Source organism: Fonticella tunisiensis (genome assembly GCF_004364155.1).
GTDB lineage: Bacteria > Bacillota > Clostridia > Clostridiales > Caloramatoraceae > Fonticella > Fonticella tunisiensis.
Window position 1 is genome coordinate 26413 of the sequence record NZ_SOAZ01000026.1, and the last position, 15304, is coordinate 41716.

Genomic DNA, 15304 nt, shown 5'->3' on the forward strand with positions numbered 1-15304 from the left:
GGAATGCTCCAATCGGTTTGGTAATATCAATTATTTCTATAAAATTATATTTTCTTGTTTAAAAATATCGGATCTACGTAAAACTTTTTATTGTAGCTTGCATTAATACTTTTACCAATTGATATTCTACTTAAATTTTCTTTTAATTTTTTTTGTTTTTCAAACATTAAAATATGGAGCTTTTCTTCCCATTTTATTAAATTAAGTTCTTCGGAAATACTTATAAAATCCTGACTGTTATACTCTATCGATTTCATTCTATTTATTAAGCTTTCCCTCTTCTCAATTAACTCATTGATTTTGTCATAATCCTCATTTTCAAGGAACGAACATAAATTCATAGTTATGTTTTTGAATTCTGTTAATAGTAACATTAAGTCATTCTCCATTAGCTAACACCGCCTGAAAATCCAAGCTGCTGCATGAGCCATGCTGACTGCTGGTTCATCTTTTGCATTGCAACTTCCAACCTTGCGAATTGTTCATAGTATTTGTCTTCCTTTTCAGATAGCTTATCTGTAAGTTCACTTATTTTCTTATCATAGTCATTTGCTATCTGCCTTGAAAGCATATTGTTAAATTCAGATAGATCCCCCACTATTCCAGCTGTTTCAATAAGTATTCCCTTTCTACCGCTGCTATCACGGGTTGTCCTCGTATAATCCTTTAGTATATCATTAATTCTCTGGAATATACCTATTTGATCATATCTTTCGCTGTCATTTTTATGATCCGGATCATAGTTAATATCGGAATCCTTCATAAATAGCTTGGCCAACTGTTCACCACGGTTTTGTATTGCATCCTTAAGCTTTGCTTCATCTATAATAATTTTTCCTCCTTGAAGATAGTCGCTACTGGTTGATAAGCCTGCATCTTTAAGGGATATTCCTGCTCCTTCTACACCATCATAGAAGGCTCTTCTCATCGAGTACAACATGTTTTGAAGCATGGAATCATTTTTCAATAGCCCTTCTTTAGCCTTTTCTTCCCATCTTTTTATATCATCATCCTTCATTTCCTTCTTTTGATCATCCGTTAAGGGCTTATAATCATACTGTCTTTTTTCGTTTAACTTTTTTTGAATTTTATCTACTATTTCATTATATTTATCTATAAACGCCTTTATCTTATCAAAGGTTTTTTGAACGTTTGATGTAAGGGTTATATTGGCAATTTTCGGAGGATCACCTGACTCCTGCAGAATATTGTAAGTTATACCGTCAATCGTAAAGGTATTGCTGGATTTTTTTATAGTTGTAGCACTGCCTCCTGGAGGAGTAATCGTAACCTCCGCATCCTCCCCCGGTAAGCCATCTCCTGAAGTAATTCCAAGGGCATTTAAAAGTTCTGTGGAACTGCTGCTGTCTATTGTTAAACTCTTTGAACTTCCAGTTTGGACAGTTTGTATGGTAAAGGTTTTCGTAAGTTCGCTATACTTTGCGATTACATTTCCTGACGTAGCTTCGCTGATTGCGTCTATAACATCCCCTATGGTTTTGTTTGTATCTATATTTATAGTTGTGCTATTTCCACCGTCATAGCTCAATTTAAGAGAAGTTGGCCCCGTAACGCCTAAATCCGATAACTTTGTTGAAGTTGTTGGATTTATGATTTTCCCCTTTAAATTTGCAAGAATATCGTTTGCTGGGTCAGTAACAGAAGCACTTGTAATCTTCACGATACTGTTTGTTAAGGCATTAAATCTTATGTAATTATCGCTTCCTTGGGTTATAATTTCTGCCGTTACCTTACCCTTTAGATTTATGTTGTTTGATATCTGATCGTTTATGGCACTGACAAGATCCGTTACTGTGTTAATTGTATATGGTTGTCCATTTTCATCTTTATCAAGTTTGATAGTTTCTTCTGAAGCTCCATCTATGCTAAAGCCTATGGATTGCCCCAACCATGACTGAGCTACTGTATCAGTTACAGCCAAACTCTGGTTTAAAGCATTTCCGCTTATTTTGGCAGGCTCAGCAAGGTTTATAACTTGAACGCTATAAGTACCCGGAACAGCACCAGCCCCTGCACTCACAGACACAATAGAACCCGTCGTTGTGCTGCCTTCATCAGAATGTGATATATCAAAGGCTGCGTAACTATTTACAGATAACATATAACTGTCGGGCTTTAAAACATCAAAGTATGTACTCTTAAATGTGTTTATATCTCCCAGTATCTCCCTGTATAATTCCTGCTTCCACTGCACAATTTGCCTGTCCTGCTTTAGCTTATCCAATTTTACATTTTCAGCCTTCATCATTGTCTTAACCATACTGTCAACGTCAAGTCCCGTTGCAAGGCCTGTAATTCTCAGCATATCGCTCATCTTATCACCACCTTATCTTTAAAGCTTACATATTTAGTGTAAATTAACTTGTTGTGCTAGATAAATTTACAGATAGGCGCTGTGATAAAAAAATATTTCATTCACCAGCACTCTTGGCAAAGAAGTTCTAAGGCTTGGGATTTGAAAAAAACGAAGTCATTTTATTTTCTTTATAATGTCTTCGATATTTTTAGTTGACTCTATATTTTCCCTTCCAATTTCAACAATGAGTTCTTTTCTTAAAATACTAATATTTTTAGGAGCTTCTATTCCGATTTTTACACTTCCACCTTGGATTTCTAGTACCGTTATTTCTATATTATCATCAATAACTAAAGACTCTCCCTGTTTTCTTGTAACTACAAGCATGGTATCTCCTGCCTTATACTATATTTACTATCAGATAGTATTATTTGCTTGCCCTTATTGTTTATTATATTTATTACTATGGGTGCAAGAAGGTTTGCAGTTATTTTATCTCCCCTCACAGTAATTATATTATATATTAAAACATCACGTTCTTTTTCGATTTCAAGCTCCTCTACTTCGTTATCCGATAGCTTTATTTCATAATCCTTAAAATAAGTCCAGGGAGAGATCATCATAAGACAGATGGATTTCTCCTCCACACTCTGAAGACACTTTAAATTGGGGTTATCCTCCAGATTTAAAATCACAAACTCCTTTAAATGTTCAAATCCTGGAATACCATATTTGAATTTTATTATTTCTTTTTCATCTATTTCTATCTCCCCAAAGAATCTAGTTCCAATTTTCATCTATACCATCCTACCTTAAAAAGTCTAATAAGCTTGGCTGAAGTATTTTTGCTCCTGCCTGAAGCGAAGCTGTATATATTGATTCCATAACACTATACTCCATAATCTTTTGTGCTATATCTATATCAACTGTCTTAGACAAAAGCTCCGTCATATTAAATATTTCATCTTCATTCTTGGATTTCATAGCATTAAGCCTGTTGGATTTGGCACCAACCTCTGCACGGAGTTTTAATATATTATCTATCTGTTCATCAAGCTCTTTGAGCCTATCTGAAGGCGACTTATTATTTGCAAGATCATTGATTATTTCACTTATAACTTTAAAAACTCCATCTTCATCAGCAGGTTGTATTTTTGAATCGTTCGCAAACTTATTGCCGTTTATGGCAATGTCCATTATAACTCCCTGGGAAAATTCCTTTTTTAATCCATTCGTTGAGCCTTGATAGATTACTTTACCATCAACTATTTTAAAGGGAGGTTCTGTTGTCTTATCCCCTCCAAATATATACCTGCCATCATAAAAAGTATTGCCTATCTGGGCCAGGGATTCCTTGAGCTGTTCAATCTCTTTTTGAATTGAATATCTCTGGGTACTGTCATAGGTGCCATTGCTTCCCTGTACCGTCAACTCCCTTATTCTCTGCAGGGCATCGTTCATCTGTCCCAGCGCAACGTCTGTGGTCTCAAGCCAGCCAATACCCTCATCTATGTTAGCTTTATATCTTTCATTTACCGCTATGCTTGTCGTAAGCTCCATTGCCCTTGCAGCCTTAAATGGATTATCTGAAGGTCTTCTTACTTCCTTGCCTGAAGAAAGTTGTTCCTGATATTTTTTCATATTTTCAAGATTAGCAGTTAAGTCTGAGAGGTAGCTTTTTACAAGCACTCTGTTCGTAATTCTCATCCATATCACCTGCCTATTATCTTATTAAACCGTTTACAACTACGTCAAGAAGCTGATCTAAAACGCTAATCATCTTTGCATTTGCTTCATATGCCCTCTGAAACTGAATCATGTTAGTCATTTCTTCGTCCAGGGAAACGCCGGATAGGGAATCCCTTCTAGTTTCTAGCTGCGTTAAGAGGGTGTTCTGGTTTGTTACCATTTTCTTTGCTTCCTGATTTAAAATTCCAAGGTTTGCAATGGAATCCTTAAAGTAGCTGTCAATGGTTGTACCTGTCTGACTGTTGTTTATTTCCAATTCATTCAGGTCAAGACCTGACTTTTCAATAAAATCGTCTCTATCTTTTATATCAAGTATGTCAAGCCTGGTATTTCTAATCTGTCCTATCAAAAGGGCCCTTTCGCCGTTTCCGGTATTACCTCCTATCTCCTTACCAGCGTTTATAAGAGATGGATCATCCAAGATTTCTGCTCTAACTCTAATGGTTTTTGCCGGTTCCTTATCCGTTTCAGCTGAACTAAGAAAAAAGTCATTATTCCCTGAAGGATCGTTATTTGAATGTATTGTATTAACGGAAATTGCGAGTACCCTTGCTAGATTGTTAAGTTGATCCTTAAATCTGCTTATCTCCTGTGATACAGATTCATATCCATTTAGACTCCCGTTTTCAAAATCCGCAGGTTCAATTAACGGTTTATTTGCATCAGAAGAATAATAAAAAACTGTATGAACCTTTAAAGAAGTCACCTTATCGTTTTCGATGTTTGCGTACTTCGTTACCTCATCATCAGACACAACAAGAGTTGTTCTATCGTTTATCTCTCCTCCGTTATACAGCTCCAATTTCCATTCTCCGCTGTCTTTATCCTTATAAATGCTATTTATATATGAAATTCCAGTATTTATGGTACCGTCGGAGAGCAATTCCTTTTTATTCCCATCGTTAAGACGTGCATATATTTTTATACCACCAAAATCAGTTTTCTCAATATCAAAACTAAACCTTTCAGAGAGCTTATCCAAAAGCAAATCCCTTCTGTCCAATAAATCGTTAGGTGTTTGTCCTGAAATAATAACGGATTTTATTTGTACATTAAGCTCATTTATTTGCTTCAATATACTGTTTATATCAAATATCTGTTCCTTAATAATATCTCCTGCGTTAATCTGCATTTTTTGCAATTGCTCGTAGTTATGATTTATAGCGTTGGTTAAGGCTTCTGCATTTTGGGCTACTATTGTTCTGGCTGTAGAGCTTTCAGGTGTTGTTGAAAGCTGATTCCATGCATCCCAGAACTGGCTCAATGTATTTGAAAGGCCTGTGTCTGATGGTTCCATGAATATGGTTTCTATTTCTGAGAGAAACTCTTCACGTGATGTAAATTTTCCTAAGCTGCTTTTTTCTCTTCTTATCTGATAGTCTATAAATTCATCCCTTGCCCTTGTAATAGTTGAAATTTCAACCCCTGTTCCAAGCTGTCCAGGCCCACTAGCAGAAGTTAATGAAGGCATGCCAAAGGGTTTTGTGGTTTCAAACTGAGCTCTTTGAACAGAATATCCTTCAGTGTTAGCATTGGCTATATTATGTGAAGTTACCTGAAGTGCTGTCTGTTGTGCCTGCATTCCTCTTTTAGCTATATTAAACGTATTGAAAAGTCCGCTCATATTAAAGCCCTCCTATGCCTTTGTAGTAAAAATACTCGTTTTTTGATTATCCTGTGCCTTTCCACTATTTCCATATGTTATTACTCCTTTTGAAGGGCTCAGTGCCGAAATTATCATCCTGATATAGTTGAGTGACTGTCTTGTGAGCATCAAATTCATTTCACCTTTTTCCTTGGCACTTGCTAAAAGTATCTGCATCGTTCTGATGGTTTGCTTATCTATCAATCCATCCTTTATTAAATCGCTGGATGTTTTATCACCGCACAATTCTATCCTTTCCTTTTCAAGGAGGGACATTTTTTGGGCTATCAACTTTTTCTTTTCTACGATTTCAGGTATTTCGCAGGCCCTGTCTTTAATTAAAACCTCCTTTTCAAGATCAAGAAGTTCATTTAATTCTATAAGGCATTCCTTTTGGTTCGTTATTATTTCCTTTAATTCCATTAAAAATCCCTTTCCTTTATGTGCTTTAATATGCTTTCAGCGAGTTTTTCCGAATCGATATTGTATTTATTTTGCTTTATAAGTTCCTTTATTTCTCCTGCTCTGTTGCTCTTTATGTCAGTATTTTTTGCTACGTCGATATACCTTGCAATCTCTTTTCCTGTTTTTGATATTTCAACCTTATCGTTTATATTTTTCTTTACTTCCTTTGAGTTGTCGGGTCTTAAATTTTTGTTATAAATAGATATTATACGGTTTACGTCATTGTTGTTTATTCTCATTTTATCACTCCCTGGCTTTGTGTTATTTACACCGCTCAGCTCCGCTATATAATTTATCGTACTGAAAATCATAAACTTTAGCAAAAAGTCTGCGGGTTATTTTCCCTGCAGACTTTTTACTCTCTCCACATTGCTTACTATGCTTGTAATTCTAACTCCAAAGTTTTCATCAACCACAACAACTTCTCCAAGTGCCACCTTTTTGCCATTGACAAGTATTTCCACAGGTTCTTCAGTGAGTTTATCAAGTTCAATAAGGGAGCCTGCCCCGAGAGATAATATTTCCTTTATGGTCTTCTTTGTTCTACCTAGAACAACCGAAATTTCAAGTGGTACATCAAGTATTAAGTCGATGTTTTGCTGCTCTTTTTGTGCAATTGGTGTCAAAGGCATAAATTGTGCTCTTTGAACTTTTGGCTGTGGTTCATTATATTTTAAAGTTTCATATTCCAATCCTTCAGGCTTAAAAACCGGTTCACTGGCCTCATGCACTTTTCTGCCCTTCGATAAATCATCTTCGGAATTACCGATCATTTTATCTATAATATCCCTTGAAGTCTTTACCGGAAGCAGCATCATTATTTCACTATCCACCAGCACATCTATGGTCAGCTTAAAGGAAATGCATACAATATTTTCCTTCTCGCTTATATTTTGAGAAAGCTCTTCAGTTTTTCCATCGCATATCTTTGCAATTGGTGGTGAAATGTTTATAGGAATGTTAAGCATGGTAGAAAGCGATGTTGCTGAAGCTCCTATCATCTGATTCATTGCCTCTGACACAGCGCTTATCTCAATTTCTGAAAGGCTTTCGGATTTTCTTTCTCCCGTACCTCCCATCATTATATCAGCAATTACAGAGGCATCTGTGATCTTCATTAAAAGTATGTTCATCCCTTTAAGGCCTTCTACATATTCCACCTCAAGAAGGATGTATGGCATTTCAAAACCTTTTTTTATTTCTTGCATCGTTGTTATTGAAACCTTTGGAGTAGTTATGTTAACCATTTTATTTATTATCGTTGAAAGGGCCGTTGAAGCAGAACCCATTGATATATTACCAATTTCTCCAAGAAGATCCTTATCGCTTTCTGATAAACCGGGAGAAGAAGAAACTCCACCATTTAAAAGCGCATCAATTTCTTCCTGTGAAAGTATTCCATCATTCATACTCTTTCACATCCTCATCTATAATTTCTACAATTTGAACTCCAAGTTTTTTACCTATAGTTCCAGGGTATACCTTAAAGTGAGCCTTATCTTCAATATAAAGTTTTAAGGTATCGTTTATTTTTTCGTTTAAGGTTATGCAGTCGCCAACTGAAATATTGAGAAAATCTTCCACTGTCAGATAACTCCTTCCAAGCTCCACAAAAATATCTACCTTTACGTCCGATAGATTCTTTTCCATTCTTTTTTTGTTTTCAAGATCGTCTACGCTGGAAACAGCAGTTTTATACTGTATTATGAGTTTTTCCATGTGTTTTTCCAACGACATATAAGGTATGCACATATTCATAAAGCTCTGGTTTTGGTCTATTTCCACACTCATAGTAACTAGCACAACCGGCTCGTTTGGAGCTATAACCTGATTCAAAACCGGGTTGGTTTCAAGGCTTTCAAATCTAACATTAACATCCATTATATCTTCCCAGGCAAGCTTTAAATTTTCCAACATCTTTAAATTAATCTTTTTCATAATGTTTTTTTCAATTTCAGTAAATTCTCTGGTTTTTATAATGGATTTACCTGTGCCTCCGAACAAAATATCTATGAGCTGGAATACAAACTGAGGTTCTGTCTCAAACATCATAGGCCCAGTAAATGGGTCAAGATAAAAGGTCATTAAAATTGTAGGATTAGGTATAGAACGTATAAATTCCTCAAAGGTAATCTGTTCTGTAGACACCACCTTAATGTTTACAGATGTTCGAAGTTGAGCAGTGAGGAAATTTGATACTGTCCTTGAAAAGTTATCATAAACCATCTCAAGGGTTTTTATATGCTCCTTAGAAAACTTGTTTGGCCTTTTAAAATCATACTTTTTTACCCTATGCTTTTCTTCTGGAGGAGAATCTTCAAATTCTATTTCTCCAGATGAAAGAGCCGAGAGGAGGGCATCTATTTCGCTCTGTGATAATACTTCACCCATAATATCCCTCCTAACTGTTTAACAACATTTCTCCCTCCAAAAGTGTTACAATATAATCCTTAAAATTTATAACACCCTTTATATATCCTGAAGACTCCGATATCCTTTCAATCATGTCGTTCTGGATATCAACCACTTCATGTACGTTATCAACTAGAAGCCCTATTCGCTCGTCGTCTATTTCAACTATTATAATGTTTTCCTCTTCTTTTACATATTCTATATTCAGATATGCCTTTAAATCAAGTATCGAAATTATATTGCCTCTTAAGTTTACAAGGCCTTTGATGTAGTAAGGTGCCGTTGGGACCCTGGTTATACTCATAACTTTTTCGATTCCATGCACAAGCTTTGTGTCAAGAGCATACTTTTCATTGCCAAGAGTAAAAACAATAACCTGCACTCATATCACTCCTAACCCAGAACCTTCTTAATGGATTCAATAACTCTATCTGGTTGAAAAGGCTTCACTATAAAGTCCCTTGCTCCCGATTTAATCGCTTCCATAACCATAGCCTGCTGCCCCATGGCAGAGCACATTATTATTTTGGCGTTTGGATCGATCCTTTTTATTTCTTTAACGGCCTGGATACCATCCATTTCAGGCATTGTAATATCCATTGTGACTATATCGGGTTTTTCAGATTTATAGATTTCGACAGCCTTTATACCGTTTGGTGCTTCACCGCATATTTCAAAACCATTTTTTGTTAATATATCCTTTAACATCATTCTCATAAATGCAGCATCATCAACGATTAATATTTTTGCCATTTTTTGACCTCCTTAGTTTAACCCCAATTTAGTTAGTATTATATCCAGTGAACCTGGTTTAGGTATATAGAAAAAGTTGCCTCCTGATTTTTTTCCATCTTCTATAAAGTTAGTATCTATTGCCAGTACATAGTCGCTGTATTGTTGTGCATCCATAAATGAGGAGCTAAGTACCGCTGCAAGCATATCAATTGAAATTGCAGGTACAGATGTTAATAAGCTTAAAGATGTTAGTCTGGAAATTGCATTAATATATGAATTTCCAAGTATGTTACCAACTTCTTGGAAAAGGGATAAATATATTTCATCGGTTACTTCACTAAAGCCACCGAGAATGGTCTCAGCAAACTCCTGTGCCTTATCCTGTTTCATCAAAAATAATATATTTCCAGGCGCATCTCCAAACACCTTGAGCAATACAGCAACTACTATTTCTTCTTCAGTACCAACTCTTTTTATCATATCTTCAAATGAAAGTATATTAACCTGCGGTAGAGACATATCTATTCTTTTTCCCATCATCTGCGACAGGGCAGTAGCAGAATTACCAGCACCTATGTTTCCAACCTCCCTAAGGGCATCCAGCTGGATTTCACTCAATTTCCTATCCAAAATATCACCTACTTTATACAAGAGCCGCCACATCAAGTATAAGGGTAACAAATCCGTCACCAAGTATAGTTGCACCGACATATTCCTTGAGGTTTTGCAGTATCTTTCCCATTGATTTTATAACCACTTCCTGTTGTCCAAATAAAGAATCAACTAAAAGCCCGACAGTTCTTTCTCCAACATTTACGATTACTACAAATTTTTCATCATTGTCATCTTCAACCAGATTTAACCTTCTAGCCACTCTGACTAAAGGTATAACGTTTCCTCTGTATATAATAACTTCTCTATTGTTGGTTTTCTTTATTTCATTTGTATTTATATTTATTACTCTGTCTATAAAACCTAGAGAAATAGCAAAGGTTTCTCCACCAACCTTTACAAGAAGAGCCTGTATAATAGAAAGTGTAAGGGGAAGCCTGATAACGAAGCTTGTACCCTTTCCAATTTCGCTTATAACGTCAATTGTTCCTCCAAGGGATGAAATTTTAGTTTTAACGACATCCATACCAACTCCACGGCCTGATATATCCGTTACCTTATCCCTTGTGCTGAATCCATTCATAAAGATTAAATTTTTGATATCAGAGTCACTCATACCTTCAGTATCTATCCCTAGGCTCTGTGCCTTTGATTTTATTTTCTCGACATCCAGGCCCCTTCCATCATCTTCAACCCTGATTACAGCCTTATTTCCTTCCTGGTAAGCGATTAACCTAATCGTGCCTTTAGACGGCTTTCCCTTTTTCAATCTTTCATCGCTCGGTTCAATACCATGATCCGCAGAGTTTCGTATTAAGTGTACTAAAGGTTCCCCTATCTCGTCAATTACTGTTCTGTCCAGTTCTGTATCTTCACCCTTTATAACAAGCTCTATATCCTTATTTAATTCCTGCGATAAATCCCTTACCATTCTTGGAAATCTGTTAAATACCCTTTCAATGGGAAGCATTCTAATCTTCATAACCAGATCTTGAAGATCCGATGTAATTCTCCCAACCTGCTCAAGCGTTTCATGAAGATCGACAAGCTTATGGCTGCTGCTTATCTGTTCAAGCCTTGTCCTATGGATAACAAGCTCTCCAACAAGATTCATAAACTTATCAAGCCTTTCAAGGTCAACCCTAACTGACTGATGAACCTTTTTAAAAGACTTTTCCTCTTCCCTGCGGCTTTCCTGTACCTTATCGTTTTCACGGACTGCCACAGCAACTTCTGCAGCTGCTTCATCATTCTTTCTTTTTGAAATTTCCTGTATGTTAACGCTTTCAATTTCAGATATTCCTTCAATTATTTTCTTTACATCATCACTGCTTTTCTGAGTAATGAATATTATGCTGAAGGAATTGTTGAATTTTTCCTGTTCAAGTTCCTCAATGGTAGGTATGGTCTTTATGATTTCACCAATATCCTCCAGAGCCTTATATACTAAAAATGCCCTTGCAGATTTTAGTATACAGTCACTATATAAAGTTATATCAGCCTTTAATACGTTATAATTCTTATCCTGTGCCTGTTTTATGATGTTTTTGTCATATTCATTTAGTTCAAGTTCAAAAATATCCTTTTTAATTCCAGGCCCTTCTTTTGTTTTTTCTGACTCTATACATTCAATTAAACTTATGATTTCCTGAAGATCTACATGTTCATTTTTATCATTTTGTATATTATCTATCATTATTTCAAGAGTATCAAGGCACTTAAACAGAAGTGTTATAACATCAGTGGTTACCTCCAGCTCGTCATTCCTAAATTTATCCAGTATATTTTCCATCCTATGTGTTAACTCCGCTATATCACTAAAACCCATGCTGCCAGCCATACCCTTTAGAGTATGTGCTACTCTAAAAATAGAATTTATCGTTTCCTTATCCTGAGGGTTTTTTTCAAGCAAAAGTATGCCTTCGTTTAGATTCTGCAGATTTTCATGGGATTCTTCCAGAAATATATCAAAATACTGCGACATATCCATGTTAATTCCCTCCCGGCTTTTTATATATAAATGTGGAAGCTTTTTCAAACCCTAGTTCTCGATAATTAAATATGCTCTCTGTAGCCCCTACAAAAAGAAGTCCGCCTGGCTTTAATGATTTATAAAACCCTTTATATATTTTGTTTTTTGCCTCCTGAGTAAAATAAATAACCACATTCCTGCATACAATTAAATCGAAATTTTCTTCATATCTATCCTGTATAAGATCATGCCTTTTAAAATTAACCCGGGATTTTATATCATCTTTAATTTCATATTTGTCTTCACGGATGTTGAAATACTTTCTTAGAATATCGATGTCAACGTTTTTTATATCGTTTTTAGTGTATATGCCGCGTTTTGCAGTTTCAAGTATTGTTATGTCTATGTCCGTTGCAATGATTTGATGCCTTCTTCCCGGGGTAAGTCTGTCTAAAATAATAGCAAGTGTATATGGCTCTGCACCATTTGAACAGCCCGCGCTCCATACCTTTATAGGGCATGTGGTTTGGCTTGTCATTTCCCTGAGCTTGTCCTCTAAATCCATAAATATTTCTTTATTTCTGAAGAATTCGGATACGTTTATGGTTAGATGATCCCTGAATTTTTTGTTTAAAAGGTTGTCACCTTTCAAACGTATTATGAACTCATTTTCATTTATTGCGCCTATGCGTGACATAAAGCTTTCTATCCTTCTTGTAAGCTGCTTTGATTTATATGCACTTAAGTTTATGCCATACTCCCTTAATACAAATTCTTCAATTCTTTGAAACTCCAAATTATCACGTCCTCTTAACCATTTTAACTATTTCATCGCATATTCTGTAGTCTGGCAGCACCATATCAACACATCCCGTTTCAAATGCAGCCTTTGGCATTCCATAAACCGTTGATGTAGCCTCGTCCTGAGCTATTACTAGTCCACCCCTTTCCTTAATAGCCTTAACTCCTGCAGCACCATCCTTGCCCATTCCTGTTAGAACAACTCCAAGTACATTTCCATTATAACTTTCAGAGGCAGAAATAAAGAGTTTATCAGCGGCAGGCCTTACCCCATGTAACGGTGGAGTCGTATCCAATTTGATTTTATCTTTTTTTATAAGCATATGGTATCCTCCCGGGGCTATATAAACGCAATTCTGCCTTATGATATCTCCATCCTTCGCTTCAACAACATCAAGACTGCTGCTGCTATTTATCCTCTCCGCAAATGCCTTGGTAAAACCAGGAGGCATATGTTGAACTACAAACACTGGTATACCCAATTTTTCGGGCAGCCTAGTTATTACATCGTAAAGAACTCTTGGACCACCGGTAGATGCTCCAAGTACTAAAGCGTTTATGACTCTATTTCTGCTCAGAGTTGATATGAATACCCTATTTTCATTAAGATTTCTGACGGAGGATTTAATTTTTTTTAGATGGCCCTTTGCATATCTGATTTTTTCAACTAAATCCTCCTTAACCTTATCAATATCTAAGGATATAGAACCGGATGGTTTCTGGATGAAGTCGAAGGCTCCAAGCCTCAGGGCCTCTATCGTTATTAATGAACCTTCAGCAGTTAAGCTGCTGACCATTACAACCTGACTTTTAGAAATTTCTTTAATGATCTTCAATGCCTCAAGCCCATTCTTTTTGGGCATTTCTATATCTAAAGTTATAACATCAGGTGATAAAGCCTGGGCTTTTAATATAGCCGACTCCCCATCCTTTGCCGTGTCAATAACTGTCATATCTGGCTGGCTGTTTATCATATCAGAAATCATTTTCCTCATAAAGGCTGAATCATCTACAACAAGCACTTTTATTTTTTCAAACATAGCTACAACTCCTTTATACCCTTTCCAGCTGTTCTTATGTATACCTTACCAGTTTCAGCCTCGACAATCATTGTCCTTCCAAAATTACCTCCAGTATCCTCCGCAATTAACGATATATTGTTTTTTGACAATACGCTCATTACTGATTTTACGTTTCTGCTTCCAATGTCCAATATAGAATTTTTATCTGTAAAGGAAAACATGCTTGCACCTCCAGCTATCTTGGCTCTTAGGCGAACTCTACTTGCTCCCTTTTCAAGCATTTTATCTATCAAAATTGGAATTGCAGCATCTGCAAACTTCATGGGATTTTTTTGGTTTTTAAAACATGAACTATCAGGAAGCATTATGTGCGCAAGCCCGGCAACCTTGCTGATACTATCGTATAGCGCTATACCAACACAGGAGCCAAGGCCAAGAGTTATTAATCTATATGGCGGCAAAGCAACATTCAAATCACCTATTCCAACTTTTATGTCCTTTTCATCCATAATATCTCTCCAATTTATTGTGATAATGTTTCCAGATTGTTTAGCTCTTCCTTTGTTAATATGCTCAGTGTGTCAATTAAAATAATAATCCTTCTGTCAAGTTTTATCATTCCTGTGACATACTTATTTGATATTCCTTTTACGATATCAGGAGCAGATTCAATATTCTCTTCTGATATGTCAATGACCTCGGATACCATGTCCACAATTAGACCAATGCTTTTATTATCATTTTTCACCACGATTATTTTAGAATCATTCTTTATTTCATTGCTGCCTATGTTTAGTCGCTTTCTTAAATTCATTATAGGCAATATTCCATCCTGATATCTTATAACACCAACTATGTAATCCGGAGAATCAGGTACTCTTGTAGGTTCTATGTATCCGAGTATCCTTTCAACCTCCATTATATCAGCTGCAAAATATTCCTCATCGATTTTAAAGACAACCACTTTCTTTTCATTCATATTACCACCTCTTTAGTTTTAGTTTTCCTATAATAAGTTCACCTTCGAACATATATGTTTATCGCATTTCTTACAGGATATTCGATCTTATATATCTGCTCATTAAATGAAAGTGCAATATTTTTGATAAACGGTTTCAATCTCTATTTTTCCATCCTTACATACACAGATCCTTACTGTTTTGGCAGCAGTATACCGTTATAACTAAAGCCCTATATTGTAATAATCGACTTTTCCTCCCACTTCTAGAGGCTTTTTTTATACTCGGCTGTAAAAATATTTTATTTTAATCATAGGGGTTAATTGGTTCAGGTACTCCGGTGATTTTTCTTATTACTTCTTTTACCCTGACCTTTAAATTCTATTTCTTTATACTTTATTAAAGTCTTCGAAGATGTTTTATGTTCTGCGTATTTAACATAATATCCTTTTATGTACAAAATTTTAAACTATATTTTTTACTCTTTAAAATTCAACTTTTTTTAACAAATTATTTTTGTACTTAAATTGCAATATTAAATGCAACACTTAGTGAAAAATCATGTTGAATAGGGTAAGATAGCCCATACTTAACCTTAAGCCCATCTTAATTACT

At 35.7% G+C, this 15304-nt stretch carries 18 protein-coding genes; all 18 read right to left on the bottom strand.

The window, feature by feature from the left end; genetic code table 11:
- Positions 1-44: 44 nt before the first annotated feature.
- Entirely contained in the window at positions 45-389 is a 345-nt protein-coding gene (gene fliT, locus EDD71_RS12405) for a flagellar protein FliT (RefSeq protein ID WP_133629058.1), read from the bottom strand.
- A complete protein-coding gene (gene fliD / locus EDD71_RS12410) occupies positions 389-2335 on the bottom strand; it encodes a flagellar filament capping protein FliD (protein ID WP_133629059.1) in 1947 nt (648 codons plus the stop codon). Before fliD ends, fliT begins: the two co-directional genes overlap by 1 nt.
- A 156-nt stretch (positions 2336-2491) precedes the next feature.
- Entirely contained in the window at positions 2492-2704 is a 213-nt protein-coding gene (gene csrA, locus EDD71_RS12415; protein WP_133629060.1) for a carbon storage regulator CsrA, read from the bottom strand.
- Positions 2695-3114: a flagellar assembly protein FliW gene (gene fliW, locus EDD71_RS12420; protein ID WP_133629061.1), complete on the bottom strand. Its 420-nt coding sequence runs from the start codon at positions 3112-3114 to the stop codon at positions 2695-2697. The genes csrA and fliW overlap by 10 nt, the downstream gene beginning before the upstream one ends.
- Before the next feature lie 10 nt (positions 3115-3124).
- Entirely contained in the window at positions 3125-4024 is a 900-nt protein-coding gene (flgL, locus tag EDD71_RS12425; RefSeq protein ID WP_133629062.1) for a flagellar hook-associated protein FlgL, read from the bottom strand.
- A gap of 16 nt (positions 4025-4040) precedes the next feature.
- A complete protein-coding gene (gene flgK, locus EDD71_RS12430; protein ID WP_133629063.1) occupies positions 4041-5690 on the bottom strand; it encodes a flagellar hook-associated protein FlgK in 1650 nt (549 codons plus the stop codon).
- Positions 5691-5702: 12 nt separating this feature from the next.
- The gene (locus EDD71_RS12435; protein WP_133629064.1) at positions 5703-6134 is read right to left on the bottom strand and encodes a flagellar protein FlgN; all 432 of its coding nucleotides are present in this window, start codon (positions 6132-6134) and stop codon (positions 5703-5705) included.
- Positions 6134-6487 (bottom strand): flagellar biosynthesis anti-sigma factor FlgM, encoded by a 354-nt coding sequence (locus tag EDD71_RS12440; RefSeq protein WP_133629065.1) that lies wholly within the window; start codon positions 6485-6487, stop codon positions 6134-6136. Before EDD71_RS12440 ends, EDD71_RS12435 begins: the two co-directional genes overlap by 1 nt.
- Before the next feature lie 24 nt (positions 6488-6511).
- Positions 6512-7585 (bottom strand): flagellar motor switch phosphatase FliY, encoded by a 1074-nt coding sequence (gene fliY, locus EDD71_RS12445; protein WP_133629066.1) that lies wholly within the window; start codon positions 7583-7585, stop codon positions 6512-6514.
- The gene (gene fliM, locus EDD71_RS12450) at positions 7578-8567 is read right to left on the bottom strand and encodes a flagellar motor switch protein FliM (protein ID WP_133629067.1); all 990 of its coding nucleotides are present in this window, start codon (positions 8565-8567) and stop codon (positions 7578-7580) included. Before fliM ends, fliY begins: the two co-directional genes overlap by 8 nt.
- A gap of 10 nt (positions 8568-8577) precedes the next feature.
- A complete protein-coding gene (locus EDD71_RS12455; protein ID WP_133629068.1) occupies positions 8578-8970 on the bottom strand; it encodes a chemotaxis protein CheW in 393 nt (130 codons plus the stop codon).
- Between the two features lie 11 nt (positions 8971-8981).
- The gene (locus tag EDD71_RS12460) at positions 8982-9341 is read right to left on the bottom strand and encodes a response regulator (protein ID WP_133629069.1); all 360 of its coding nucleotides are present in this window, start codon (positions 9339-9341) and stop codon (positions 8982-8984) included.
- A 12-nt stretch (positions 9342-9353) separates the two neighbouring features.
- A complete protein-coding gene (locus EDD71_RS12465; RefSeq protein WP_133629070.1) occupies positions 9354-9953 on the bottom strand; it encodes a chemotaxis protein CheC in 600 nt (199 codons plus the stop codon).
- A gap of 13 nt (positions 9954-9966) precedes the next feature.
- The gene (locus EDD71_RS12470; RefSeq protein ID WP_133629071.1) at positions 9967-11925 is read right to left on the bottom strand and encodes a chemotaxis protein CheA; all 1959 of its coding nucleotides are present in this window, start codon (positions 11923-11925) and stop codon (positions 9967-9969) included.
- 1 nt (position 11926) lies between these two features.
- Positions 11927-12703 carry a CheR family methyltransferase gene (locus EDD71_RS12475; RefSeq protein ID WP_133629072.1) on the bottom strand — a complete coding sequence of 259 codons (777 nt, stop codon included), beginning with the start codon at positions 12701-12703 and terminating at the stop codon, positions 11927-11929.
- A gap of 4 nt (positions 12704-12707) precedes the next feature.
- Positions 12708-13748 carry a protein-glutamate methylesterase/protein-glutamine glutaminase gene (locus EDD71_RS12480; protein WP_133629073.1) on the bottom strand — a complete coding sequence of 347 codons (1041 nt, stop codon included), beginning with the start codon at positions 13746-13748 and terminating at the stop codon, positions 12708-12710.
- A 2-nt stretch (positions 13749-13750) separates the two neighbouring features.
- Complete coding sequence (locus tag EDD71_RS12485) at positions 13751-14239, bottom strand: chemotaxis protein CheD (protein ID WP_133629074.1); 489 nt, start codon at positions 14237-14239, stop codon at positions 13751-13753.
- 14 nt (positions 14240-14253) lie between these two features.
- Positions 14254-14709 carry a chemotaxis protein CheW gene (locus tag EDD71_RS12490; RefSeq protein WP_133629075.1) on the bottom strand — a complete coding sequence of 152 codons (456 nt, stop codon included), beginning with the start codon at positions 14707-14709 and terminating at the stop codon, positions 14254-14256.
- Positions 14710-15304 lie beyond the last annotated feature (595 nt).

Bases quoted from the DNA above. Each gene is read 5' to 3' on its own strand.
- fliT (WP_133629058.1), bottom strand. From the start codon at position 389: ATGGAGAATGACTTAATGTTACTATTAACAGAATTCAAAAACATAACT.
- fliD (WP_133629059.1), bottom strand. From the start codon at position 2,335: ATGAGCGATATGCTGAGAATTACAGGCCTTGCAACGGGACTTGACGTT.
- csrA (WP_133629060.1), bottom strand. From the start codon at position 2,704: ATGCTTGTAGTTACAAGAAAACAGGGAGAGTCTTTAGTTATTGATGAT.
- fliW (WP_133629061.1), bottom strand. From the start codon at position 3,114: ATGAAAATTGGAACTAGATTCTTTGGGGAGATAGAAATAGATGAAAAA.
- flgL (WP_133629062.1), bottom strand. From the start codon at position 4,024: ATGAGAATTACGAACAGAGTGCTTGTAAAAAGCTACCTCTCAGACTTA.
- flgK (WP_133629063.1), bottom strand. From the start codon at position 5,690: ATGAGCGGACTTTTCAATACGTTTAATATAGCTAAAAGAGGAATGCAG.
- EDD71_RS12435 (WP_133629064.1), bottom strand. From the start codon at position 6,134: ATGGAATTAAAGGAAATAATAACGAACCAAAAGGAATGCCTTATAGAA.
- EDD71_RS12440 (WP_133629065.1), bottom strand. From the start codon at position 6,487: ATGATTTTCAGTACGATAAATTATATAGCGGAGCTGAGCGGTGTAAAT.
- fliY (WP_133629066.1), bottom strand. From the start codon at position 7,585: ATGAATGATGGAATACTTTCACAGGAAGAAATTGATGCGCTTTTAAAT.
- fliM (WP_133629067.1), bottom strand. From the start codon at position 8,567: ATGGGTGAAGTATTATCACAGAGCGAAATAGATGCCCTCCTCTCGGCT.
- EDD71_RS12460 (WP_133629069.1), bottom strand. From the start codon at position 9,341: ATGGCAAAAATATTAATCGTTGATGATGCTGCATTTATGAGAATGATG.
- EDD71_RS12470 (WP_133629071.1), bottom strand. From the start codon at position 11,925: ATGGATATGTCGCAGTATTTTGATATATTTCTGGAAGAATCCCATGAA.
- EDD71_RS12480 (WP_133629073.1), bottom strand. From the start codon at position 13,748: ATGTTTGAAAAAATAAAAGTGCTTGTTGTAGATGATTCAGCCTTTATG.
- EDD71_RS12485 (WP_133629074.1), bottom strand. From the start codon at position 14,239: ATGGATGAAAAGGACATAAAAGTTGGAATAGGTGATTTGAATGTTGCT.
- EDD71_RS12490 (WP_133629075.1), bottom strand. From the start codon at position 14,709: ATGAATGAAAAGAAAGTGGTTGTCTTTAAAATCGATGAGGAATATTTT.